Annotated in this window: 22 protein-coding genes and 2 pseudogenes; 14 read left to right on the forward strand and 10 right to left on the reverse strand. The window is 56.0% G+C overall.

Features of this window, described 5'->3' with window-relative positions:
- Positions 1-31: 31 nt before the first annotated feature.
- Positions 32-1,654: an alkaline phosphatase family protein gene (locus tag KDN35_RS06910; RefSeq protein WP_212132421.1), complete on the reverse strand. Its 1,623-nt coding sequence runs from the start codon at positions 1,652-1,654 to the stop codon at positions 32-34.
- Between the two features lie 188 nt (positions 1,655-1,842).
- Positions 1,843-2,027: pseudogene (locus KDN35_RS06915) on the reverse strand (MazG nucleotide pyrophosphohydrolase domain-containing protein); the annotation flags it as partial.
- 87 nt (positions 2,028-2,114) lie between these two features.
- On the opposite strand from KDN35_RS06915, the gene KDN35_RS06920 reads away from it, so the two are divergent.
- A complete protein-coding gene (locus KDN35_RS06920) occupies positions 2,115-2,696 on the forward strand; it encodes an LOG family protein (protein WP_212132422.1) in 582 nt (193 codons plus the stop codon).
- Positions 2,697-2,812: 116 nt separating this feature from the next.
- On the opposite strand, the gene KDN35_RS06925 is transcribed toward KDN35_RS06920, so the two are convergent.
- Positions 2,813-3,487, reverse strand: a complete 675-nt coding sequence (locus KDN35_RS06925; protein WP_212132423.1) for an NUDIX hydrolase — start codon at positions 3,485-3,487, stop codon at positions 2,813-2,815.
- Positions 3,488-3,686: 199 nt separating this feature from the next.
- On the opposite strand from KDN35_RS06925, the gene KDN35_RS06930 reads away from it, so the two are divergent.
- From KDN35_RS06930 to KDN35_RS06970, 10 genes are all read left to right on the forward strand, one after another.
- Positions 3,687-3,869, forward strand: a complete 183-nt coding sequence (locus KDN35_RS06930; protein ID WP_171565387.1) for a hypothetical protein — start codon at positions 3,687-3,689, stop codon at positions 3,867-3,869.
- Positions 3,870-4,063: 194 nt separating this feature from the next.
- Complete coding sequence (locus tag KDN35_RS06935) at positions 4,064-4,273, forward strand: hypothetical protein (protein ID WP_230076744.1); 210 nt, start codon at positions 4,064-4,066, stop codon at positions 4,271-4,273.
- A 436-nt stretch (positions 4,274-4,709) separates the two neighbouring features.
- Positions 4,710-5,108 carry a GntR family transcriptional regulator gene (locus KDN35_RS06940; protein ID WP_171565388.1) on the forward strand — a complete coding sequence of 133 codons (399 nt, stop codon included), beginning with the start codon at positions 4,710-4,712 and terminating at the stop codon, positions 5,106-5,108.
- On the forward strand, positions 5,098-5,799 hold the full coding sequence (locus KDN35_RS06945; RefSeq protein WP_249178962.1) for an ABC transporter ATP-binding protein: 702 nt from the start codon (positions 5,098-5,100) through the stop codon (positions 5,797-5,799). Before KDN35_RS06940 ends, KDN35_RS06945 begins: the two co-directional genes overlap by 11 nt.
- A gap of 13 nt (positions 5,800-5,812) precedes the next feature.
- The gene (locus tag KDN35_RS06950) at positions 5,813-6,547 is read left to right on the forward strand and encodes an ABC transporter permease subunit (RefSeq protein ID WP_171565390.1); all 735 of its coding nucleotides are present in this window, start codon (positions 5,813-5,815) and stop codon (positions 6,545-6,547) included.
- 12 nt (positions 6,548-6,559) lie between these two features.
- Entirely contained in the window at positions 6,560-7,483 is a 924-nt protein-coding gene (locus KDN35_RS06955) for an ABC transporter ATP-binding protein (protein ID WP_171565391.1), read from the forward strand.
- 25 nt (positions 7,484-7,508) lie between these two features.
- The gene (locus KDN35_RS06960; RefSeq protein ID WP_171565392.1) at positions 7,509-8,660 is read left to right on the forward strand and encodes an ABC transporter permease; all 1,152 of its coding nucleotides are present in this window, start codon (positions 7,509-7,511) and stop codon (positions 8,658-8,660) included.
- Between the two features lie 416 nt (positions 8,661-9,076).
- A complete protein-coding gene (locus KDN35_RS20065) occupies positions 9,077-9,211 on the forward strand; it encodes a hypothetical protein (protein ID WP_256379863.1) in 135 nt (44 codons plus the stop codon).
- A 72-nt stretch (positions 9,212-9,283) separates the two neighbouring features.
- The gene (locus KDN35_RS06965; protein WP_212132425.1) at positions 9,284-10,924 is read left to right on the forward strand and encodes a recombinase family protein; all 1,641 of its coding nucleotides are present in this window, start codon (positions 9,284-9,286) and stop codon (positions 10,922-10,924) included.
- Positions 10,887-11,096: a sigma factor gene (locus tag KDN35_RS06970; protein ID WP_171565394.1), complete on the forward strand. Its 210-nt coding sequence runs from the start codon at positions 10,887-10,889 to the stop codon at positions 11,094-11,096. The genes KDN35_RS06965 and KDN35_RS06970 overlap by 38 nt, the downstream gene beginning before the upstream one ends.
- Here KDN35_RS06970 and KDN35_RS06975 read toward each other — a convergent pair.
- A complete protein-coding gene (locus KDN35_RS06975; protein ID WP_171565395.1) occupies positions 11,084-12,583 on the reverse strand; it encodes a recombinase family protein in 1,500 nt (499 codons plus the stop codon). The two genes, KDN35_RS06970 and KDN35_RS06975, sit on opposite strands and share 13 nt — an antisense overlap.
- Positions 12,584-12,950: 367 nt before the next feature.
- On the opposite strand from KDN35_RS06975, the gene KDN35_RS06980 reads away from it, so the two are divergent.
- The 3 genes and pseudogenes from KDN35_RS06980 to KDN35_RS06990 all read left to right on the forward strand — a co-directional run bounded on the left by KDN35_RS06980 (position 12,951) and on the right by KDN35_RS06990 (position 14,539).
- Complete coding sequence (locus KDN35_RS06980; protein WP_171565396.1) at positions 12,951-13,727, forward strand: IclR family transcriptional regulator; 777 nt, start codon at positions 12,951-12,953, stop codon at positions 13,725-13,727.
- Positions 13,728-13,822: 95 nt separating this feature from the next.
- Positions 13,823-14,197: pseudogene (locus KDN35_RS06985) on the forward strand (sigma-70 family RNA polymerase sigma factor); the annotation flags it as partial.
- Between the two features lie 12 nt (positions 14,198-14,209).
- Positions 14,210-14,539 (forward strand): adenine nucleotide alpha hydrolase family protein, encoded by a 330-nt coding sequence (locus KDN35_RS06990; protein ID WP_171565397.1) that lies wholly within the window; start codon positions 14,210-14,212, stop codon positions 14,537-14,539.
- A 313-nt stretch (positions 14,540-14,852) separates the two neighbouring features.
- Here the strand turns inward: KDN35_RS06990 and KDN35_RS06995 are convergent, their stop codons facing one another.
- The 6 genes from KDN35_RS06995 to KDN35_RS07020 all read right to left on the reverse strand — a co-directional run bounded on the left by KDN35_RS06995 (position 14,853) and on the right by KDN35_RS07020 (position 22,095).
- Positions 14,853-15,896: an autoinducer 2 ABC transporter substrate-binding protein gene (locus KDN35_RS06995; protein WP_212132426.1), complete on the reverse strand. Its 1,044-nt coding sequence runs from the start codon at positions 15,894-15,896 to the stop codon at positions 14,853-14,855.
- A 94-nt stretch (positions 15,897-15,990) separates the two neighbouring features.
- Complete coding sequence (locus KDN35_RS07000; protein WP_171565399.1) at positions 15,991-16,932, reverse strand: ABC transporter permease; 942 nt, start codon at positions 16,930-16,932, stop codon at positions 15,991-15,993.
- 15 nt (positions 16,933-16,947) lie between these two features.
- Positions 16,948-17,931, reverse strand: a complete 984-nt coding sequence (locus KDN35_RS07005; protein ID WP_212132427.1) for an ABC transporter permease — start codon at positions 17,929-17,931, stop codon at positions 16,948-16,950.
- Positions 17,928-19,457, reverse strand: coding sequence for a sugar ABC transporter ATP-binding protein (locus KDN35_RS07010; protein ID WP_171565401.1), 1,530 nt, complete (start codon positions 19,455-19,457; stop codon positions 17,928-17,930). Before KDN35_RS07010 ends, KDN35_RS07005 begins: the two co-directional genes overlap by 4 nt.
- Before the next feature lie 14 nt (positions 19,458-19,471).
- Positions 19,472-20,443 (reverse strand): ribokinase, encoded by a 972-nt coding sequence (rbsK, locus tag KDN35_RS07015; RefSeq protein WP_212132428.1) that lies wholly within the window; start codon positions 20,441-20,443, stop codon positions 19,472-19,474.
- Positions 20,422-22,095, reverse strand: coding sequence for a ribulokinase (locus KDN35_RS07020; RefSeq protein WP_212132429.1), 1,674 nt, complete (start codon positions 22,093-22,095; stop codon positions 20,422-20,424). Before KDN35_RS07020 ends, rbsK begins: the two co-directional genes overlap by 22 nt.
- Positions 22,096-22,179 lie beyond the last annotated feature (84 nt).

Here is a 22,179-nt window from a genome sequence, read left to right on the forward strand (position 1 = left end):
GGCCGCTTTTCTTTTCCGTGTGCATTCCGCGTCAACGGCCTGTTTTGATCTGCCCGCGGTTCGCCTTAATGAGCGACAGCAGGTACGCCTTCACGTCCACGATGCGGGCGGGCGGTGCGGGCAGCCTCCCTTTCCCCGCTGCGATGAAGGGAACCAGGGAGTCCTCGCGATGCAGTCCCCCGTGGTTGCCTCCGCCCGGATGGTTGGGCGATCCGTTGGCGTGAAATTCGGCACCTGGAACGGCCGTCACGACCAGGTACTTGCCGGGATGCGAATGCAGCGCGCCATGCAGGCGGCTCAAGCCATCAGGGTATGCCCGTGAATGGATGCGCCCGGTGACGCCATCGCGGGCCAGGCCCAGCACCGCCCAGTCCCCCTCGACGTCCCATGTGCGCCCGTACGGGTCCCGGTGCGTTCCGCCAAGCCGGAAGCGCAGACGGTTGCCGCTGCCGCCGCGTTGGACCTGTACCCACTCTCCTTCCTTCCAAGCGATCAGATCGATCCGCGGTTCGTTGCCCAAGGCGTTGAGCAACCCGGACAGCGTCGCTTGCGGCGACAAGGCGTATACATAACACATCCGGCCGTTGACGGCAATTGCGACATCGTCTTGGGTGTCTGCCTGCCTTCCCAACGGCAGGACGCGATACCCGGCTGCGGTCAACTTCTTGTCCAGCTCGATGACGGCAGCCGTCCTGTCCGCTGCCGTCGCTGCCACACCGCTGTCGCCGATGACGACAAACACATGGTGTTCCAGCGCCCGCCGCCAATCGCCGAACGCATTGAGGATGATCTGCAGCTGCCGGTCCAAGGTTTCTACGCCGGACGTATCATCGGGGCCGTTTTTGTGCAGCCGGCCGTCCATGTCGGGAAAATAGGCAACGGTCACATCCGGAAGCCGGCCCTCACCCACCAGGCTGACGAGGCTCTGCGCGGTGTAGGCATCGTTAAAGCCGAACGCCTGCAGCGGCCCCTCCGGCAGTGGCTGACGCGTTACACTGGACAGCGTCCCGAAGCCGAGCAGATGCGGCCCCCTGACGGAAATCTTCTGTGTGTTCAGGACGAGCTTGGCCAGATTGGCCGGCAGGATCAGTTCGTGCGGAACGTTGCCCCGATAGATCAGACCGTTGATGGAGGCGGAGGTGAGTCCCGCCTGATCCAGCTCTTCATGCAGCGTCTCAACCCGCTTGGAGAGATGCTGCTGATTCAGGTTGTACAAGCTGTCCGTCAGCAGTTGCCGGGGACCGTACTGCCACACGACACGCGAGCCGTCGCCGTAGTTGACGATCCGCTTTTCCGCGGAATGATACCAGAGCAGTCCGGGAATTCCGTGCCCGTCGGCATAGGTTCCGGTCAACAGCGAACTGTCGACGGTGAGTGACATGGTGGGAAAGGAACTGATGACATCCCGCTTGTAGACGCCGTTTTCGATGAGAAACCGGAGCGCCGGTAGCTTGTTGGCGGCGAGCAGCCGGTCGATTGACGAGGACAGCAGGGAATCGACCAGCAGGACGATGACCTTTGGGCGATCGCCAGTCGCTTGGAGACGGGCTGTCCGGGGCTGGGGCGTCTCGTCCGCATGCGGACCGCCGCAGGAGACAATTGAGAGGGACATCAGGGCAGTGACAAGCAGTGCGACACATGTTTTTCGCAACACCATTGATCCTCCATACCGAACGTGAAATAGTCTTGTCGATATGGTTACATTTCCCGCACACCCGCATGATTATCCCCGCAAGGCACCCATCCGACTGAGGTAATGTAACATCGTTCCACACCAAGCTCCACCGATGCGGCGGCATCTGCTTCTGCTATGAGCCTGCTTTGTCAGACTGGCTGTTAAACCTGTTCAGCAGTTTGTTTCGGCGACTCGTCCGGACGATCCCGGCGGATTTCCGCGGCGCGGACGGCTCGTGCCAGCTCGCCCACTCTTCCATTAAAAAACCGGTCCGGATAAACGGTCCGTACTCCGTCCAGCAGCGACTGCTGTGAAACCGGGAAACCCATTGCTGAAGCTCGACAATGGTCATGCTCCTCTTCCTTCCTTTTTCTGCAATCGCTGGTATACTATACGGTGGTGAAAAGAGAGTCAATCAGAGAGACAGGAGGGAGAAATCATGAACAATGTATGTGTCTACGCCGGCTCCAATCCGGGCGTCGATGCAGTGTACGCCGAGACGGCCCGAAAACTTGGCCAAGAGATTGCCCGGCGGAGACTGGGGTTGGTCTACGGCGGCTCCAACATGGGGCTGATGGGCTGCACCGCAAATGCCGTGCTGGAATCTGGAGGCACAGCGATCGGAGTGATGCCGCGCGGATTGTTTCGCGGCGAAATGGCCCACACGGGATTGAGCCAGTTCTACGAAGTGGCTGACATGCACGAGCGGAAAGCGAAAATGGCGGAGCTGTCGGATGCCTTTATCGCCCTCCCCGGCGGCTACGGTACGTGGGAAGAACTGTTTGAAGCCGTCAGTTGGTGCCAGTTGGGCATCCACCAAAAACCGGTGGGCATTCTCAACGTCAACGGGTACTACACGCCGCTCCTGCAGATGATTGGGAACGCCGTAAGCGCCGGGTTCATGCCCTCCTCCCACGCCGACCTGCTCGTCAGCGACAGCGACCCGGCCCGCCTGCTGGACAAACTGGCCGCCTATCAACGGCCGGAACTGTCGAACAAGTGGGGGCAAAAAGACGAATAGGCAAATGAAAGAATAAAAGGAGTCGAGCCATTTTCACGATTCGGACATGGCTCGACTCACGCTCTTGTTCATATGTGGAAGGTATGGTGGAAGTCCTTAAAGTACACAAACGGTCATCAACGTTGATTGCTTTCCATGTAATTCAAGTAGTATGACAATGCCTCAGCCGTTCCGATCGGATAGACAATCACATCAGGCTGGATGTGGGGACTGCTTGCGATCAGGCGAGCCCCTTCGTCCACAAGCGTTTGCAGGGTGGCTCTGCGGAAAACCCCTTTCTTTACCTGCTCTTTCTTCATGGCAATGACCCCGGATACTTCATCTGTTTTCAAGTGTGTGAGTGACGATCTCAATGTTGCCTGATAGATGACCAGGTAATAGATCTCCCCTTCCCTGGGACTACCGCTCGGATGTATCATTTCATAAATGGCCAGCGGTTTGCATTCATCTGTCATGGTAATGGCCCGGATTTCCTTGTCTTTGGAGATGTACACCGGATTTACGGGTGAACACTGTATGTGCACCTCCGCTCCGATTTCTTCCATCGCTTCTCTTTTTCCGCACGACAGCAAATCTTCTCCTGGTTCCAGATGACCGCCAATTCCAGCGTAAAATAATTCATTTGAAGTGAACTTGTGTCTTGTTCCAGCTAGAAAGAACACATAGTCTTCCTGTTCATCCAGCAGCGCAAGTCCAACGCCAATCTCCGCATGATTGGGCACGTAACGGAATACATCACTCATACGAACCTCTCCCTGCATGATTTTCATAAACAAGCCATCCAATTCCATTCTATCGTCTCCGGCATCCTGGCAAATGCGACGCGAACACATAAACCAACGAAATCCTTCTCAACCGGCACTTTCAGAATTTCGTGATTTTACCGATACATGAGGTGTAGGGAAGGAGGCGCGCGGCACCTGAACCAAAGTCCTCGTTCCCGTGAACACCCTGCCTCAGTGGCAAGCTGCGAAAAGGAGACTGGTACAGATGAAGGCGGTAAAAAACATCACCTTTTATTTTTCCGGAGGCGAATCCGTTACCATCCGGTCGAGCGAACCGGAAGAGATCGTCCAGATGATTGCCAACCTCAGCGACGGGTGGCTTCAATACGATGACATCGTGATCAACGTGCAAAACATTTCCTATCTGCGCATTACCGACGCCCAATGATCGGCATGCACCTTTTCCAGCCCCGGCGACGCGTTCCGGGGCGTCACTTTGGCTTAAAGGCTTCAGATCACCCCCTGGCCGATCACGGTTCCCCCAGCCGTTCCGTTCGCGCCGTCCTTTTTCCCGTACAGGCACGCATGGGCAGCCGCCCACATATGGATAGGAGTAAGCATCCAGACGTGGAGGTGGCAGACGTGTCCAGCATCTTAGCGGCGCTTTCCCTGTTGTTCAAGGAACTCATGCTGTTTGTGGCCTACGTCAAGAACAACGCGTTTCCCCAGCCACTGCCCGATACAGAAGAGGAAAAATACCTGAAGCTGATGGCAGAAGGGGACCCGTACGCGCGCAACAAACTGATCGAGCACAATCTGCGGCTTGTGGCCCACATTGTCAACACGTTGTAAACACGATCCTCGGAAACGAGCATTAGGTCGCCAGCCGGCTGCTTCAACCGTTTGCAATCTGCTCCTGTATTCGGTATATGCGTACATATTCCTCCCTGGTCAGCGAAAAGGTCGAGGGCGGCGGCGTTATCACGTGAATGCTGCTTTTTTTTTGCTCCCGGCATCTTGATGAATTCGGCCCCTGCGGCAGCATTCATCCGCAGCTGCTTCAGGCTCTCCCACCGGATTTCCTCAGCTGTCTTGTCTGCGTTGTTCTCCCTCTCTCCCCTTTCCCCTCTCCACGGTTGAGTCACATTCATTCGAATGATCAGTTCCTTTGTTACACGCTTGTCCCAGAAATCTCTTTATTGACTCAAGTGTCTTAAGTGATATAATACACTCAGAACGATTGCTTAGAGTAGCTGCAGCCGTTTCGACCGGAAAGGGGGGGAGACGTTTGAATGAATTTCGGTACGGTCCGATTCGGTTTGTGCTGGACTACAGCCAGCCTTTATATGAGCAAGTGCTGGAACAGTTCCGCAATTCCATTGCAAGGGGAGAAATCGCTTTGGGAGAAAAAATACCTTCCGTTCGGGAACTGGCGCAGGCGCTGAAAATCAACCCGAATACAGTGTTGCGCGCTTACCAGGAACTGGAGCGTGACGGGTTGACGGAGACGCGGCGGGGACAGGGAACGTTTATAACAAACAATGCGAATCGGGTCGCGGAAGTTCGCCAAATGTTGGCGGAGCAGGCAACGACGGATTTTTTGAACAAAATGAAAAGTCTCGGACTGACAAAGGATGAAATACTGCGTTTGTTGCACGAGAAGGAGGACGATGGGCTTGACAGCTAACGCGATTGTCTTCGACAGGTTGACGAAGTACTACGGCAAACGCCGCGGGCTGAACGAACTGACTCTTGCGATTCCTGAAGGAAGCATCACGGCGATTCTTGGGCCGAACGGGGCCGGGAAGTCGACAATGATGCGCATCATCGCGGGAATGACGGTTCCCGATCAGGGGACAGTGAACGTGTTTGGCCGGCAGCCCGGGTGGGAGCGTAACCATTTGATCGCCTACCTGCCCGACCGGGCGCGATGGTACGGCGGCCACACGGTGGCAGACGCCTTGGAGTGGGGAGAACGGCTGCTTCCGGGATTCAACCGGGATCGCGCCCACCAACTGGTGAGTGATTTCAAACTGGACGTGGAACTGGAAGTCGAAGGCATGTCCAGAGGCCAGGAGGCTCGGCTGATGCTCGTGCTGTGTCTGGCTCGCGACGTGCCGCTGCTTGTGCTGGACGAACCGTTCTCGGGCATCGACATGATCTCGCGGGAGCAGATCGTGCTGTCCCTGATCGATGCCTTCAGCGAACGGAAGCAGACAGTGCTGATCAGCACGCACGAAATCGGAGAAACGGAAAGTCTGTTCGACTATGCGGTGTTCATTCAGGACGGTCGGGCCGTATTGTGCGGCGAAGTGGAGGAGCTTCGGGCGCAGCGGGGCTCGATACGGGACATTTATCGCCAACTGTTCGGTGATTAAGGGGGACGGATATATGAGCGAAAACACGTTTCGTTATTTGCTTCGGCACGAATTCCGCCTGGAATTGCGAAAGTTTTTCCAGAAGAAATGGATGGCGAAGTATGGCGGAGTCATCGTCCTGCTGTTGGCGGCGGCATTGACTGTCTGGAAAGAACGAGGAGGTTTTCGGACGGAGTATTTGTTGTATTTGGCCTATATGCTTCCTTACCTGACCTTCATGATTTCGTTCCGGGTGCTGCTGCGGGAGTGGAAAAACGGGACTGTCGGCTGGTGGATTACGCTGCCCTATTCCCGCTCCACACTGCTGCTGGCCAAATTTGGCGCCGCATTCCTGCACATGCTGCTCGTCTACGTGCTGTTTTTCGGAAGCCTGACGCTTCTTGTCCTTTACAACGCAGCGGTTCACGGGCTTGGAACCGCGCCGCTGCACAACTTGTTCGCTGGTGAAGCAGTCTTCGCGACCGTTCTGTTGGGCTTGGCCCCGTTCATGCTGGCGCTTGGCCTGCTGACGGCGGCAGTCGCCCATTCACGCTGGGTAGTGTTGACGCCGCTTCTGTGGATCCTGTTCGGTCTGTCAGCCAACACGCTGACATGGGTGGCCGGAAACGTGCTCTCCAAGCAACCGGATGCTTGGGTGTCAGCAGTTTTGCCCGGATGGATCTACCCGGCGATTCCGCTCGTCTGGGCGTTGGCAGGGCTGACTTTAACGGGTGCAATTCGCATCGTTTCCCGACATTTACGATTTTAAGGAGGAATTCCTTTGAAACCTGCAATTGAAATACACGGTCTCGGTAAATCATACGGCAGCAAAATGGCGCTCAAAGACATTTCGTTCACCGTCCGGGAAGGAAGCTGCTTCGGTCTCCTCGGTCCAAACGGCGCCGGCAAATCGACGACGATGAAAATTTTGGCTGGTCTGCTCGAATTCGACGCGGGAGGTGTGAAGGTGCTCGGCGAAGACATTCGCCGTTCCGGCGACCGGATCAAGGCAAAGCTCGGATATGTGCCGCAATCGATTACGTTGTACGAGAAGTTGAACTCGCTGGACAACCTGACCTATTTCGGGGAAATGTACGGGGTTCGGGGCGGCGAACTGAAGAAACGGATTCGTGAGGTTCTGGAGCAAGTCGGCCTGGCAGACCGGGCAAAAGATCCGATCGCTTCCTTCTCCGGCGGGATGAAACGCCGGATCAACATCGCCGCCGCACTGCTGCACAAACCGAAGCTGATCATTATGGACGAACCGACCGTAGGCATCGACCCGCAATCACGGAACCACATTTTTGAAATGATTCGCTCTTTGAAGCGGGAGGGCGTAACGGTGCTGTACTCCACTCACTATATGGAAGAAGTTGAAGCATTGTGCGATCGCTTGGCCATCATCGACCACGGCAGCGTCATCGCCCAAGGTGAATTGAACGAGGTGCTCGACCGATTTGGATCACAGGCCGTCTACCTGGAACTGGCGGAAGGCGAACGGCCGCCGGCGCTTCCGGGCTTCGACGAACCGGCGGCGCAAGGGCGCGGCTGGCTGCTGGAAACGGCGGCGCCGCTCGATGCGCTCGCCTGCTGGGCTTCCGCATGCAAAGAGCGATCGCTCAACGTCAAACGGCTGGAAGTCGTCCGTCCATCGTTGGAGACCGTGTTTCTGGCGTTGACCGGAACGACGCTGCGCGATTCCTGAGTGGAACCTGAAAGGAGATCTTACAATGTGGAATGTAGCACGCAAAGAATGGAAGCTGCTGCTTAAAGAGAAAGGGTTGTTTTTCTGGCTGATCGTACTGCCGATTGCCTTTATCGTATTGTTTGGCACCATCTTCAACGGCGCCGGCAATACGTCCCTCAAGATATCCTACATTGACCTTGATCAGACAACCGCCTCCAGGGCGTTCATTCAGGCAATCGAAGACGCCGGCGGCTACAAGATGGTTGAGGCGGTCGAGAGCGAGATGGCGGACAAAATTCAACAAATCCGCGACGGCAAGGAAACGGTGCTGCTCGTCATTCCAAGAAAATTCGGGCAAGGGATCGAGTCCCAAGAAGGAAAGCAGACATCGGTAACGGTCTATCGCGACGCCGCGGCCGAAGCTGCTGCCGGCCCCCTGCTCGCCATTCTTGAAAACCTGGCGAACGGTTATCGGGACAACAAGGTGAAAGCCGCTCTCCAGGCGACGGGGCGGTCCAAGTCGTGGCAGGAGCAGGTCATGGCCGCGCCGTTCCGCATCGACGACAGACCGGAAAACGCTTTGACCAACAGCAGTATTTCGCAATATGTACCCGGCTATACCGTCATGTTCGTCTTCTTCGTCATCATTTCGATGATTCGGCGGTTTATGAGCGACAAGGAATCGGGCATGATCGCGCGTATGCGCAGCACGACGATCAAGCCGATCAGCTACCTGGCGGGCATGTGGCTGGCCTATCTCGCGGTGGCGCTGATCCAATGCACGGTGCTGCTGTTGTTCGGACACTGGGTTTACGGCTTGCAGCTCGGCGACATCACTGCAATCGCCTTGCTGGTGTTCGCGCTTGCGCTGTGCGGAACGGGGCTTGGCCTCGCACTGTCAATGCTGGTCAGGAGCGAAAACCAGGGAATGGCACTCACGCAGTTGTTGACGATGGGCGGGGCTGTGCTCGGCGGTCTCTGGTTCCCGATCGACCTTATGCCGTCCACGATGCGCGCGATCGGTCATTTCACGCCGCAATTCTGGGCGCAGAAGGCGTTCCAGGACATCATCGTTCGCGGCATGCACACCGCAGACATATGGCAATCGCTGCTCGTACTGGCGGCTGTCGCGTTGGCGGGACTTGCGGTAGCGCTGCTGCGATTTAAAGCTTTCCTGAAAACGGCGCTCGGATAATCGGTGCCTTGAAAAAACCGGTGACAACTCGCGAAAAACGAGTGTTACCGGTTTTTTATACCATGAGCGGAGCCAGTCCAATAACGTTGCCCACCTGCCGTTCACCTCTGCCACACTGGCATGTCGTTTGCGCTCTTCTCGAAAAAACCGGCAGCAAACTTCATCCACCAGGCGGATCAGATACGCTTCCGTGATCTTCTCCTGGCGGATGAGATTCTCAACGCGCAGCTTTTTTCCGGCTATCACAACACAGGCACAGGTTTGTGACATTCCGTCCGATAACGCCATCCGCGGCAACTCCGCTCCCCTGACCTATTGAGGAAAGAGCAATGCACCTTTGTCGAAAACATCGATCGGTTGTGTTAGGACAATCGACCGGCGGAATAAGGTGTATTGAGGTGAGGAGCATGGGACGAATGTCGACCATCAAAATCGTATATGTGCCGCAGCCTTTTGCGGTTCCCCCCCCCTCGAGCGCCTTATCCGCCAACGAGGCCAAATACGCAGTTATCGACTATATCTTAAAACGATTGATTTTTAAAACCGACTGAATAAGCCGGTTTTTTTGTTGCTTCGGGTGTCATTGGTTGTATTAGCAAAAATTGAAGGGAGCCTGTTTCATTATGTACACCGCAATCTACTCAAGGGTTTCAACGGGCATGCAGGCGTCTGAGGGAACCAGTCTTGATGCGCAAGTTGAGATTTGCATTCGAAAAGCGAGAGACATGGGGCTTTCAGAAAATATGCTGAAGGTATATCGTGAAGAAGGTTTTACGGGCGAGGACATCGACCGACCGGCGATGAATGACTTAAGGCAGGATGTCGCGCAGGGAATCATCAATCGATTGATTGTTACACATCCCGACCGATTGACCAGAGATTTGACCGATAAATTAATCCTCTGCCGAGAATTGGAGAGAAGCGATGTTGAGATCATCTTCGTGGATACGGAGTACCGAAACACTCCGGAGGGACAGCTCTTTTTCAATCTCATGAGCTCCATTGCCCAGTACGAGTTGTCGTTGATTAAAAAACGGACGGTGCGCGGCCGACTCAAAGCGGTGGAGAAAGAGAAAAAAATTATGCCGATGCGGACGGCTCCGTACGGTTATGACCTGAGCGGGCATACGTTGGTGATCAATGAGGAGGAAGCAGAATTTGTCCGCAAAATGTATCACTGGTATGTCTATGATCATTATACGCTGCGGGAGATCGGGGAACGTCTGTATTCGCTCGGAGCCGTGCCGAAACGCGGTGAAAGCCGGAACTGGAGTGCCAGTTCCATTCGGCGCGTGTTAACGTCGGAAGTGTATATCGGCAGGTTTTATTACAATCGGCGGGAAACACGCAAAATCCGCGGAGAAAAAACGAAGAACGGGAACCCCAAAAAAACGGTTACGTTCCGCGATGAAAATGACTGGATTCTGGTCGAGGTTCCTCCCATCATTGACCCGCAGGTTTTCGCCCTGGCGCAGTCGCGGAGAGAGAAAAACAAAAAGAAATCGGGAAACGTCAAATATGATTACTTGTTAAAATCCATGATCCGTTGCGGACATTGCGGCCGGATGTGGCAGGCAACGACGTATAGCGGGCGAACTCATAAAGAGACAGGGGAAAAGATCCGTTACACGTGTTATCGTTGTCCAAACAAAACTCCAAAGCGGTATGGCGAAGGCGTCGAAAAGTGTCCAACCCGAACGCTGCGCGCCGATATGCTCGACGATTTCGTATGGCGGTTAGTCCTGGAAACGCTGTCCAATCCCGCTGATTACATCGAACGGTTGCAAAACCGATCGACAGAGCTTCATATGGAGCTGCAGTCTGCTGCGGAGAATATCAAACGGCAAATCGAGCAGAAAGAAAAGGAAAAAGAAAAGATTAAACTCATGTTCAAGCGAGAAGTCATCGACGAACAAGAGATGCTCAACGAAATGCGGCACATCAACGCCGGGTTAACGTCGCTAAAGCAAGAACTCTCCGGCTATGAAAAGCAACTGTCCGAAGTGTTGGAAAGAAAGCTTTCCGCCACCCAAGCGGCTCAGCTGACGCAAACGATTCGAACGTTTGTAGAGAGCGGCGGCGATCAACTCAGCTTTGCGGATAAGCGCCATATCGTGGAAACGTTGGTTGATGAGATCCTGATCCGCTTTGATGGCGACGAAGTGCAAGTCACGGCCGTCGGCGCCCTTGACGAGTTGAAGCGGCAGCAGTTCCTTTCATCTGGAAATGGCATCGAATTGTGTTCACATCCTCAAAAAGTTTGAAAACACCGGCGAAGACAGCGAAGACCTGATTTCCATCGGGACGATCGGACTGATCAAAGCCATCGAGAGCTACCAGGTAGAAAAAGGGACCAAACTGGCGACGTATGCCGCCCGCTGCATTGAAAATGATCTCCTACTGTCAATCGGGATGCATCTGAATCAGAAGGTGTAGACGGCGATGTGATCCTGAAAGACCTTGACCTCGCGTACGACATGGCGAATCAGTTCCCGTTTATCTTCAAACGTAAGCTCCTCAGGCGCCTTGGACAAGTAGTAGTTGGCCGCTTCCCAAAGGACATTCCGGTTCTCCCCCGTTTCCTCCATGCGTTTCACCCGCTCCTGCCATTCTGCAAGCTGCTGCACCAATCGCTCTTCTTTGTTCTTCAGCTCTTGCAGTTCCTGGCGAAGCTCCTCTTCTCCCAGTGCATCTTCCCCTGACGCAAACAGCTTCAGCAACCGCTTGCGGCCGACTCTGGTTTTGTTCAACTCTTTCGTCAGCCGGTCCATTTCAGCTTGCTCAAACGAGGGTTCGTCGCGCTGCTCAACGGCTGCCGCCATTTCCTCCGGCTGATTCAGCCAGGTTCGGATGGTTTCCCACACTTCCCGGTCCAGCTCGTCGCACTTCACGCGCCGCCCGCAGCCGCGGTGTTTGGCTCCCGCCGTGTTTTTGATGTCCGTGTACTCGTAGACGTCCCTCCCCCAATGCTTTGTCTTTCGCCCGGTCATCGTATTGCCGCAGTCGCCGCAGCGGACCAACCCGCTTAACAAATAGGAATGAAGCCGTCTGCCGGCCCATCGCCTCCGTGCTTCCTTCAGCATTTTTTGTGCCAGCGCAAAGGTGGATTCATCGACAATCGCAGGGCACGGGAGTAAAATCCACTCTTCTTTTGGCCGCTGTCTCATCCGGACTTTCTCCTCGGGCGAACGAAACCTGTTTCCCAGCATCCCCTCCGTATTCCAGCGATTTTGATAAAATTTCCCGATGTACGCTTCGTTCATCAGAATCTGCCGAACCACTTGCCGGTGCCACACTTTCGCTCCCCGTTTTGTCGGCACTCCCTTGTCCGTCAGGTACTTTGCAATTCCATTGATGCCCTGCACCAGGCCGTTGGGCTGTGTGAAAAGATCAAAGATGAGCCGGATCACCACGGCCTCGTCCTCTTTCACCACCAATTGCTCGGTGGCGGGATCATAGCCGTATCCGTAGATTTTAAAATCCCGCAGCACTCGACCTTGCCGCGCCTTTTCCCTCCGTCCCCGGCTCATCCGCTCATTGATCTTGGCTTTTTCAAATTCCGCGATGGCCCCGCGCATGCTGTAAAACAGCTGCCCTTCCGGCGTTTTGGCGTACTCTCCATTGACAAACACCAGCTCAACCCCGCGTTTGTCAAATTCATCCGTGATGATCAGCTGGTTCATCAGCTTGCGCGAAAGCCGGTCCGGGTCCAGGCAGATTACTTTTGTAATCAAGCCTTCTTTTACATCATGCCGCAGTTTGGTGAGGGCAGGCCGGTCGAGAAACTCACCCGATACGTCATCGACGTATTCGACCACCTCGCAGGTCCCCGCTTTCTTCCGGCACTCCCTGATTTGGTCGTTGAGGCTGAATCCGCTTTTCGCTTGTTCCTCCGTACTCACCCTGGCGTAAATCCCGACCATTCAGCTTCTCCCTCCTGTATTTTCCTGACAAGTACTGATAACAGGCGGATCGGAGACTGTGAGCAGAATCTCCAGGTATGAGCTGTACACGCACCGCACATCCCTCCCTGTCAGAAGGTATGCGGCTTGGGCTTGTCAAAAGTAGCGGATTGGCAAACAAAGCGAAATTGGACTGCCAGCCCTCGTCCATTTTCAAAATGTACATGTTGATTTTCTCATTTACGAAATACTATCATAATAGTAACAATTTTGAAATGAATGTTCTGAAATACGGAACACCACTCTGCGGCGGTCTGTGCATGACCAAATCTTCACCCGTAGTCGTTGGGGTCCATCTTTTGATTGGCTGGGGAGGATCAAGGGGCTCATGGTACAACACAAGAACAAGACACTTGTCAAATCGATGGAAGTGCTGAATCTGTTTCTCCAACACGCGAAACTAAGCCTCAATGAGATGGTAGAACTGTCGGGCATGCCCAAAACGTCCATTCACCGCATGACAGGGTCGCTGGAAGAGATGGGATTCTTACAGAAAAACGAAGACGGCAGCTACTCGCTGGGGTTGACATTCCTGCAGTTCGGCCAATTGGTGGCCGAGCGATTGGATATCCGCCAAATCGCGTTGCCATTGATGAAAACCTTGCGGGATCAGGTGGACGAGGCTGTCAATCTGATCGTTCGCGACGGGGACCAGGCCATGTATATTGAGAAGTTGGACACACTGCATCCGGTCCGGCTTTATACGAAAATTGGCAGAAGATCCCCACTCTACGCGGGAGCCTGTTCCCGCATCATCCTCGCCTTTCTGGACGAACAGGAACGTGAACAGTATATAAACGCGACCACGCTGGTTCCATACGCTTCCGGAACCATTACGGACAAGCAGCGGCTCCGGGACGTACTCGCCGAAGCGCGGAAAAACGGCTATACCGTCAGCTATTCGGAACTGGAGGAAAACACCGCGGCGGTGGCGGCGCCCATTTTTGACCATCTCGGCCGCATCTGTGCCGGATTAAGCATTGCCGGTCCGGATGTTCGATTCGGCGACGAGCGGCTGCCTGAATTAATCCAGGTGCTTAAGGAGACTGTCAGACGGATTTCGTACGAGCTCGGCTGGCGAGAGAATGTGACGTTGAGGAGATAAGCACAACACAGACACACCAGTCACGGATTGCACGCCAACAAGCGGCACCCGCCGCTGCCACATACGACGGTCCGCATACGTTTGACAGTAAACTCGAGATTCTGATGCATCTGCGCAGTTTGAAAAAAACCAAAAAGGACGTGTCGCTGCACGACCCCATCGGAACCGACAAGGAAGGGAATGAAATCACCCTGATCGACGTGCTGGGCACGGAGATTGACGAGGTCGTGGACACCGTGCAGCTCAAGCTGGAGTCAAACAAGATCTACCAGCACATCCACATCCTCGATGAGAGGGAAAAAGAAGTGATCATTGGCCGGTTCGGTCTGGACCAGGACAAAGAGAAGACACAGCGGGAAATCGCCCGCGAGCTGGGCATTTCCCGTTCGTACGTGTCGCGGATCGAGAAGCGGGCATTGATGAAGTTGTTTAATGAGTTTTATCGGACGAAGCAGACGCAGGGCAGGTAGGAGAAAAAGGATGTGATTGACAGAAAATCAATCACATCCTTTTTCTGCATTGTAGCAGGTTTCCCGGCTGGCGCCGCAGGATTGGCGCAAGCGGTTCTTGCAGGGGCTGCAACTGTGACTACGCTAGCGGGTATCACTGGAGATGCGTATGCAACCTACTCTCGTCTGCAAGCGAGTGCAGAAGTTGCTGCCAACCTTGCCTCAGCCCAGAAAGTGATGAATTACAAAAATTGGACGAACCCGATGTTTATTTTAGTAAGTGTATATTCAATAATGAGAATAGAGACATTAGTCTGTAATGGACAATGGCTTTTTCGCCTATGGATCGAGGTGCGAAAATGAATAAGAAAATCTTTTTGCAAATCACTTACTTAATCTTGTTTGTCGCGATGCTGATCGAGACGCTTTATTTGGATGTTCCTCCTGCCGTGCGGGGCTTTCTTGGCATAGGGACTCTTTGTAATTTGGTTTGTTTTTATATGATTACAAAACATACTCAATAATGCCTGTATGACTATCGATACCAAATTACCAGCCATGGCTTGAAGAAGTTCTACATAGAGTTTGGAGAGCGGCTTGCCTTTGAACCTCTCTAACGAAAGGCTGCCTGAATACAGGCAGCCTCCGTTTGTTGACAGCGTCTGTGCGGCTCTGATTAAAAATCGTAGTTGCCGGCGTTTTCCTTGGTGAAGTCGCTTGGCGGTCCCATGATGACGGTTTTGCCGTCTTCCTTCACTTCGATCTTGCCGACGTTCGCCACCTCCTGGCCGTCGGTCGGCTTCTTGCCTTCCGCCAGGTCTTTGGCCAGGGTGACGGTCAAATAGCCCAGTTTCACCGGGTCCCACAGCGTCGCCGTATCGAGCGATCCGTCTTCCAGGAACGGTTTCGAGTCCTTGGGCAGCGCCACGCCTACGAGCGACACCTTGTCCTGCAGGCCTTTTTCCTGGATCGCCTGAGCTGCACCGAGCGGCGCCACCGTGGAGTAGGCCAGGATGCCGTTCAGGTCGGGGTTGGCCTTCAGCAGGTCAAGCGTCTTTTGGTACGCCACCTGCTGTTTCTCGTCCGTGCCGATCTTGTCCCCGATGATCTGCAGGTTGGGGTACTTCTCGGCAATCTGCTTTTTCGACCAGTCGATCCAGGTGTTCAGGTTTTGCGCCGACAAGCCGCCCGTCACGATCGCCACTTTACCGCGGTCGGTGCCCATCGCCTGGACAAGCAGGTCAACCATGTGGCGTCCGTACACTTCGTCGTCGATTTGATGGACGGACAGTTCAACCACCGAAGGATCGGCCGGCGTGTCCCAGTCCATCACCTTGATGCCTTGATCCTTCGCCTTTTTCAGCACCGGCGTCAGTGCGGCGGCGTCGTTCGGCGCGACGGCGATCACATCTACCTTTTTGGCGATCAGGTCCTCGATCACCTTCACCTGCTGCGCGGCGTCCGGTTGGGTCGGGCCGGTGTAGATCAGCTCAACGCCCAGTGCGTCTGCTGCCTGCTTTGCCCCTTTTTCCGACGCGTTGAAGTACGGGATACCGACCAGTTTGGGAACGACGGCGATTGTCAGCTTGCCGTCGCTTTTCCCCCCTGCCGCGCCATCAGCAGGAGCGGCCGTATTTTTCTGTACGGCACAGCCCGTCATCAAGCCCAGTGTCAGCAAAACGGAGACGGAAACAGACAGCATTTTGTTCATCTTTTTCATCAAAACTCCCCCTGTGTCTCTTGATCAGAGATTTTGTATTGGACAAAAGGTGAAAGAAGCGGATGACTTTATAGGTTCGGCAGCATCCCTCCCTTCACGCGGTCTGACTTTGCTTGCGCTTTGCTGAGACATAGTTGATCAGCAGGACGCCAATCAGGATGGTGCCCATCAGGATGTCGATGACCATGCTGGAGACGCCCAGCAGATTCAGCCCGTTGGAGATGATCTGGAAAATCCCCACGGCCAGCACGACTCCGATCACTTTGCCGTACCCGCCGGAAATGCTGGTGCCGCCCAGGACTGCGACAGCGATGCTTTGCAGCAGGTACGAGCTGCCGATGTCCACCTTGGCAGAATTGTAGCGGCTGGTCATGATGATGGCCGCCACCGCGGTCATTAATGCGGCAAACAGGTAGACCAACAGGACGACCCGGGTCGTGTTAATCCCGGAAAACAGCGTCGCCGTCGGGTTGTTGCCGAACATGTAGACGCTGCGGCCCCACGCTGTCTTGTTCAGCAGAATGGACAGGATCACGGCAATCACCGCAAAGATCAGGATCGGAATCGGAACGACTCCCAAGAGGCCGTTGCCGATCAGTGAGTAGCTCTCCGGAAAGCCGGAAATGCTGTTGCCTTTTGTCAGCAGCAGGACAATCCCCTCAAACAAAGTCATCGTGCCCAGCGTGACCAGAATAGGGGAAACGCCGACGACGGCGATGAAAAATCCGTTGAGAAGCCCCCCGGCCAGCGCAGTGGCGAAGCCGGCCAGGATGGAAACCGGCACGGAATACCCGTTGGTCAGCAGCATTGCCACGATCACGCCAGCCAGCGCCGCCAGGAAGGTGATCGACAAATCGATCCCCGCCGTCAGCAGCACGACCATCATTCCCAGCGACAATATGCCCAGTTCGGGGAGTTGAAACAGCATGTTGATCAGGTTGTACGTGTCAAAAAATCCCGGGACAAACAGCGTCATCAACAGAAACAGTCCCGCAAACACGTAGCCGAGAATCCATTCTTTCGAGAGAAAATTCATGTCCTCACCCCGCTCCTACGCCTCGATCTCGATTTTTGCCCGGTTGGCTTCCTCGCGCTTCCGCTTGATCACGTCATAGGTGACGGCGATCAAGATAATCGCGCCGGTCACGATATCCTGCCAGAATGTATCGACATGGGCGAGGATCAGACCGTTCTGCATCACACCGAGCAGCAGCACACCCAGGATCGTTCCCGGGATGGAACCGTAGCCGCCCATGATGTTGGCCCCGCCCAGGACGACGGCGGCGATAACGGTCAGCTCGAAGCCGTTGAACCCGTTCGGGTCCACCCCTTTGGTGTACGCGGTTTGCACGATCGCGGCAATGCCCGCCAGGCAGCCCATGTAAGCGTATACAAACAACTGTACGGACTGCAGGTGAATCCCCGCCCGCATTGCCGAAACCGGATTGCCGCCCATCGCCACGACCGAGCGGCCGATGACGGTGTGATTCAGCAGAAACCAGGTAAACAGCGCGACCGCAAAAAAGATGAGGATGAGAACCGATACCCCGAAAGGTTTCCATTGGGCGAAGCGGAGAAACGCTTCCGGCAAATCGCTGCTGTTCATGTACGCCCCGTTTGTGACGTACAGCGTGGCACCGGCCAGGATGCTTTTGGTGCCCAGCGTGGCCACGATCGGTGGAATCTTTGTCTTGGCGACGAGCAGCCCATTTACCAGGCCGAACAGCACTCCCGCGAGCGGCGCGGCGAGAAAAATGGCGGCCAGACTCCATCCGCTGTCGTGCAGCGAAACGGCCAATTTGCCGATGATGACGGTGATGGCGGCCGTCACTGCAGCGACGGAGACGTCAATCCCGCCGGTGATGATCACCAGCGTCATCCCAATTGCGAGGATGCCCAGCACGGCATTGCCCTTCAAGATGTCCAGGATGTTGTCCGCCGTCAAAAAGACGGGACTGGTGGCCGCCAGCGCCGCGGACAGCAGCAGCAGGATGACTCCGATTCCAAACTCGCTTGATTTCAGGATTTTGTTCATAATCCGACCGCCTCATTTCCTTTTGCCTTTGGTCGTCCGATCAAAGCCAGGTTCATGATTTTCTCCTGGGTCGCTTCCTTTATGGACAGTTCCCCGCTAATCGTCCCTTTTCGCATGACCAGCACGCGATCGCTGACGGCCAGCACTTCCGGCAAATCGGACGAGATGACAATCACCGCCAGCCCGTTGGCAGCCAGAGAGCGGATCAGTTTGTGAATTTCCGTCTTCGCCCCGATGTCGATCCCGTTGGTCGGTTCATCGACGATCAGGATGCGCGGGTTTGTCGACAGCCATTTGGCAATGACCACTTTTTGCTGGTTTCCGCCTGACATGTTGCCGGTGGCCATCTCCGGGATGGCGGGGCGAATGTCCAGCGAGCGGATGTATCCCTCGGCCAGTTTCGCCTCCTGATTTCCGTCGATCCACCCCAGGCGGTTTTTCAACTGCTTGAGGATCGGCAGGGAGACGTTGCGGACGATCGACTGCTGCAGGATCAGTCCTTCCCGCTGCCTGCTTTCCGGGACATAGGCGATGCCCAGTTTTACCGCCTCCGCTGTGGATGAAATGTTCACCACATTTCCGTTCAACCTGATCTCGCCCGCGTCCGGCCGCTGCAAGCCGAACAACGCATGCGCCAACTCCGTCCTGCCCGAACCGACCAGCCCGGTGATGCCGACCACTTCCCCTTTTCGCAGGGTAAACGAGACGTCCTTGAAATGGCCCCGCTTGGACAGCGAGACGACTTCCAGGACCGGCTCGCCCGGCTGCGTCTCCTGCCTCGACACCGCCTCCACTTTTCGTCCGACCATCAGTGCGATCAGCTTATCTTCGTTTAGCTCTTCCCTGGCGTACGTGCCGACGTACTTCCCGTCCCGCAGCACGGTGAACCGGTCCGACACCTTGAACAACTCCTCCATCTTGTGGCTGACAAACAGGATGGCGATGCCTTTTCGTTTCAAGTCGTCAATCACCTTGTACAGCAGCTCCACTTCGCCGGACGAGAGCGACGAGGTGGGCTCGTCCATGATGATCAGCTTGGCCTCGAAGGCAATCGCTCTGGCAATGGCGACGAGCTGCTGCTTTGCGATGCTCAGCGTGTCCAGGCGGGCGTCAGGATCGATGCCAAAACCCCATTCGTTCAGGATGCGGGCGGCCAGCTCCCTCTTTTCTTTCCGCTTGACCAGGCGAAATGGTCCTTTTCCGGCATCGCGGCCCATGCAGATGTTTTCCGCCACGCTCAGGTTGGGAAAGAGGCTCAAATCCTGATAAATGATGGAGATGCCCTGCAGGGTCGCGTCCAGCGGCTTTTTGATCTCCACTTCCTTGCCGTCAAAGAAAAAGCGGCTTCCGGGGTCGGGGTGATACACGCCTGCCAGGATTTTGATCAGCGTCGACTTGCCCGCCCCGTTCTCTCCGATCAAGGCGTGCACTTCACCTGCACGCACCGCCAACTGCACGTCGTCGAGCGCCTTCACCCCCGGAAACGTCTTGCTGATGTGTTTCATTTCCAACAAATACGGCTGCATCGTCCACACCTCCGTCAGTCATGTGCCGCGGCTGTCCCGTCCAAATATTCGCGCAGTCCGCGTTCGGCGATGAAGGACCGCACTTCCGCCAGTGTGGGGATGCCCACCTGGGCGCCGAAACGGGTTGCCTTCAGCGCACTGACAACGCTTGCAAAACGGGCTGCCTGAAACAAGTCTTTTCCGTCGGCCAGCGCACAGGCCAGCGCGCCGGAAAACGTGTCACCGACGACTGTGTCCACCGCCTGAACCGGAATCGCTTCGATGTACTCCGAGCGTTCCGGGGTGAAGACCAGGCAGCCCCGCTGCCCCATCTTGATGATCGACCGGGAAACGCCGAGCGACTGGAAGTACCGGGCCGCTTGTCGGGCGTCGTCGGGACCATCAATCTCAATGCCGGTCATGTACTTCGTCTCCTGCTCGTTCGGAATGACGATGTCAGCGTACTGCAGCGCCCGCATCGTGATGCCTTCCGCCGGCGCCGGGTCGAGAATCACCAGACTGCCGTTCTCCTTGGCCTTCTGCATCGCGTAGACGACCGCCCGCTCGCCCGTTTCCATCTGCGTCAGCAGGATGCGGCAGGACTGGAGCTCGGGGAGCACCTTGTCGACGTCCTCCGGTGCCAGGTCCGCATTGGCCCCGCGCACCACCAGCATGGTGTTTTCCGCGTAGGCGTCAATCGTGATCATCGCCGTCCCGGTCTTGGCCGCTGCGCTGCGCTTCACCCCCGACACGTCGACGCCGTTGGCCTTGAGCTCCGCCAGCAGCCGATCGCCAAACGAGTCCTGTCCGACCGATCCGACCAGCAGCACCTTTTTGCCCAGCCGGGCGATCGCGGTCGCGGCGTTGCCGCCCTTGCCGCCCGGGAGGATGTCTAACGTCTCGCCAAACAGCGTCTCCCCTCGGCGGGGGTACGTCTTGGTCCTGATTACCATATCCGTGTTCAAACTGCCAACCACGCAAATTTTCATGTCAAACGCTCCGTCCATTTTTTTACCGATTTCAATTCCTTCATCAGGGTTCCCCGTCCAAAGGTGTCGTGAAGCTCCTTGTACAGCCGGTAGAGCCGGTCGTACGTCTGACGCGCCTGATCATCCGGCCGGTAGACGACGGAGTGGCCGTCTTTCATCCGGCTGGCCGCTTCCATGATCGAATCGTAGCCGCCGGCGTTTGCCCCTGCAGCGACCGCGCCGAACATGGCGGCGCCCAGCGCGGAAGCATTGGGGCTCGAAACTGCTTCCACCTGCTTGCCTGTCACGTTGGCGAAAATTTGCATCAGCAGGCGGTTGTTGACGGACAAACCGCCGCAGGCGTACAGCTTGCGGATGGGGAGGCCCCCGTTTTCAAACGCTTCGATGATGGTGCGCGTGCCAAACGCCAGGCTTTCCATCAGGGCAAGGTAAATCTCTTCCGGCTTCGTCTCCAGCCGGATGCCGACGATCAGGCCGGACAGGGAGGCGTCGTTGAGCACGGAGCGATTACCGTTCAGCCAATCCAGCGCGATGAGCCCGCTCTCTCCCGGCTTGATCGCCCTCGCTTTTTCTTCCATGAGGGCGTACAGGGACATGCCCCGCTGTTCCGCTTCCTGGTGATAGGCAGCTGGCACGCCGTGACGGATAAACCAGGCCAACGTGTCGCCTCCGGCAGCCTGCCCAGCTTCGTATCCATACAGTCCGGGGAGAATCCCGTCTTCCACAACGCCGTTTATCCCCGGGATAAACAGTTCCTCTTCCGCCATCACCATGTGGCAGATGGATGTTCCCATCACCATCAGCATCTGACCGGGTTCGACGATCCCCGCCCCAGGCACGCTCGCATGGGCATCTATCGTGGCCACGGCGACAGCCACCTGTTCCGTCAGGCCCAGCCGACGGGCCATCTCTTCCGTCAGATGGCCGGCGTAGGTGCCGACCGGGCAGATCGGGGTGGCAATCTTGTCACGGACAAAATGCTCCATGTCCGGATGAAGGGCTTTCAAAAAATCAGACGGCGGGTAGCCGTTCCGTTTGTTCCAGGTTTCCTTGTACCCCGCCGCGCAGGAGTTGCGCTTCAATTCGCCCGTCAACTGCTGGACGATCCAGTCCCCCGCCTCCACGAAGCGGTCTGCCGCATGGTACACCTCGGGGGCTTCGCGCAGAATCTGCAGCACTTTGGGCAGGAGCCACTCAGACGAGAGGGAGCCGCCGTAATAGCGGAGAAACGCTTCTCCTCGCTCCCGTGCCAACGCGGTGATCTCGTTTGCTTCCGGTTCTGCGGCGTGGTGCTTCCACAGTTTCACCCAACTGTGCGGGTTGCCGCGAAATGCGGGATCGGCGCAGAGCGGTTCTCCGTCAGCGCGGATCGGCAGTATCGTGCAGGCGGTAAAGTCCACCCCTATGCCGATCACCTGCTCCGGTCTGGCCCCGGCCTCTTTCATGCAGGCTCGGATCGTATCCACCAGCGCATCCAGGTAATCCTGAGGGTCCTGCAGCGCCCATTCGCTGTCCAGCCGAACCGACGTACCCGGCAGCGTCTCCACGATTACGCCGTGGGCGTACGGTTTGGTTGCAATCGCTTTCACTTCTCCGTTTGCTGCATCCACTAGAACGGCGCGAGCCGATTCCGTTCCAAAATCAATTCCAAACACCAGCTTGTTCTGCATCTCGGCTCCTCCTGAATCGATTGATGCTTTGTTTGTCCCACATATTATCCGCATTTTTTTGCTTTTTCAATATTCCGAAACCAA

Origin of the sequence: Brevibacillus sp. NL20B1, assembly GCF_018195675.1 — a bacterium.
Classification (GTDB): Bacteria; Bacillota; Bacilli; order Brevibacillales; family Brevibacillaceae; genus Brevibacillus; species Brevibacillus aydinogluensis.

Excerpts from the sequence above, each read along its gene's own strand:
- rbsK (WP_212132428.1), bottom strand. The coding sequence starts at position 20,443 with ATGGACGGAGCGTTTGACATGAAAATTTGCGTGGTTGGCAGTTTGAAC.
- KDN35_RS06975 (WP_171565395.1), bottom strand. The coding sequence starts at position 12,583 with ATGGTCGGGATTTACGCCAGGGTGAGTACGGAGGAACAAGCGAAAAGC.
- KDN35_RS07010 (WP_171565401.1), bottom strand. The coding sequence starts at position 19,457 with ATGCAGCCGTATTTGTTGGAAATGAAACACATCAGCAAGACGTTTCCG.
- KDN35_RS06920 (WP_212132422.1), top strand. The coding sequence starts at position 2,115 with ATGAACAATGTATGTGTCTACGCCGGCTCCAATCCGGGCGTCGATGCA.
- KDN35_RS06950 (WP_171565390.1), top strand. The coding sequence starts at position 5,813 with ATGAGCGAAAACACGTTTCGTTATTTGCTTCGGCACGAATTCCGCCTG.
- KDN35_RS06980 (WP_171565396.1), top strand. The coding sequence starts at position 12,951 with ATGGTACAACACAAGAACAAGACACTTGTCAAATCGATGGAAGTGCTG.
- KDN35_RS06965 (WP_212132425.1), top strand. The coding sequence starts at position 9,284 with ATGTACACCGCAATCTACTCAAGGGTTTCAACGGGCATGCAGGCGTCT.
- KDN35_RS06970 (WP_171565394.1), top strand. The coding sequence starts at position 10,887 with ATGGCATCGAATTGTGTTCACATCCTCAAAAAGTTTGAAAACACCGGC.
- KDN35_RS06930 (WP_171565387.1), top strand. The coding sequence starts at position 3,687 with ATGAAGGCGGTAAAAAACATCACCTTTTATTTTTCCGGAGGCGAATCC.
- KDN35_RS07000 (WP_171565399.1), bottom strand. The coding sequence starts at position 16,932 with ATGAATTTTCTCTCGAAAGAATGGATTCTCGGCTACGTGTTTGCGGGA.
- KDN35_RS06995 (WP_212132426.1), bottom strand. The coding sequence starts at position 15,896 with ATGAAAAAGATGAACAAAATGCTGTCTGTTTCCGTCTCCGTTTTGCTG.
- KDN35_RS20065 (WP_256379863.1), top strand. The coding sequence starts at position 9,077 with ATGTCGACCATCAAAATCGTATATGTGCCGCAGCCTTTTGCGGTTCCC.
- KDN35_RS06925 (WP_212132423.1), bottom strand. The coding sequence starts at position 3,487 with ATGGAATTGGATGGCTTGTTTATGAAAATCATGCAGGGAGAGGTTCGT.
- KDN35_RS07020 (WP_212132429.1), bottom strand. The coding sequence starts at position 22,095 with ATGCAGAACAAGCTGGTGTTTGGAATTGATTTTGGAACGGAATCGGCT.
- KDN35_RS07005 (WP_212132427.1), bottom strand. The coding sequence starts at position 17,931 with ATGAACAAAATCCTGAAATCAAGCGAGTTTGGAATCGGAGTCATCCTG.
- KDN35_RS06960 (WP_171565392.1), top strand. The coding sequence starts at position 7,509 with ATGTGGAATGTAGCACGCAAAGAATGGAAGCTGCTGCTTAAAGAGAAA.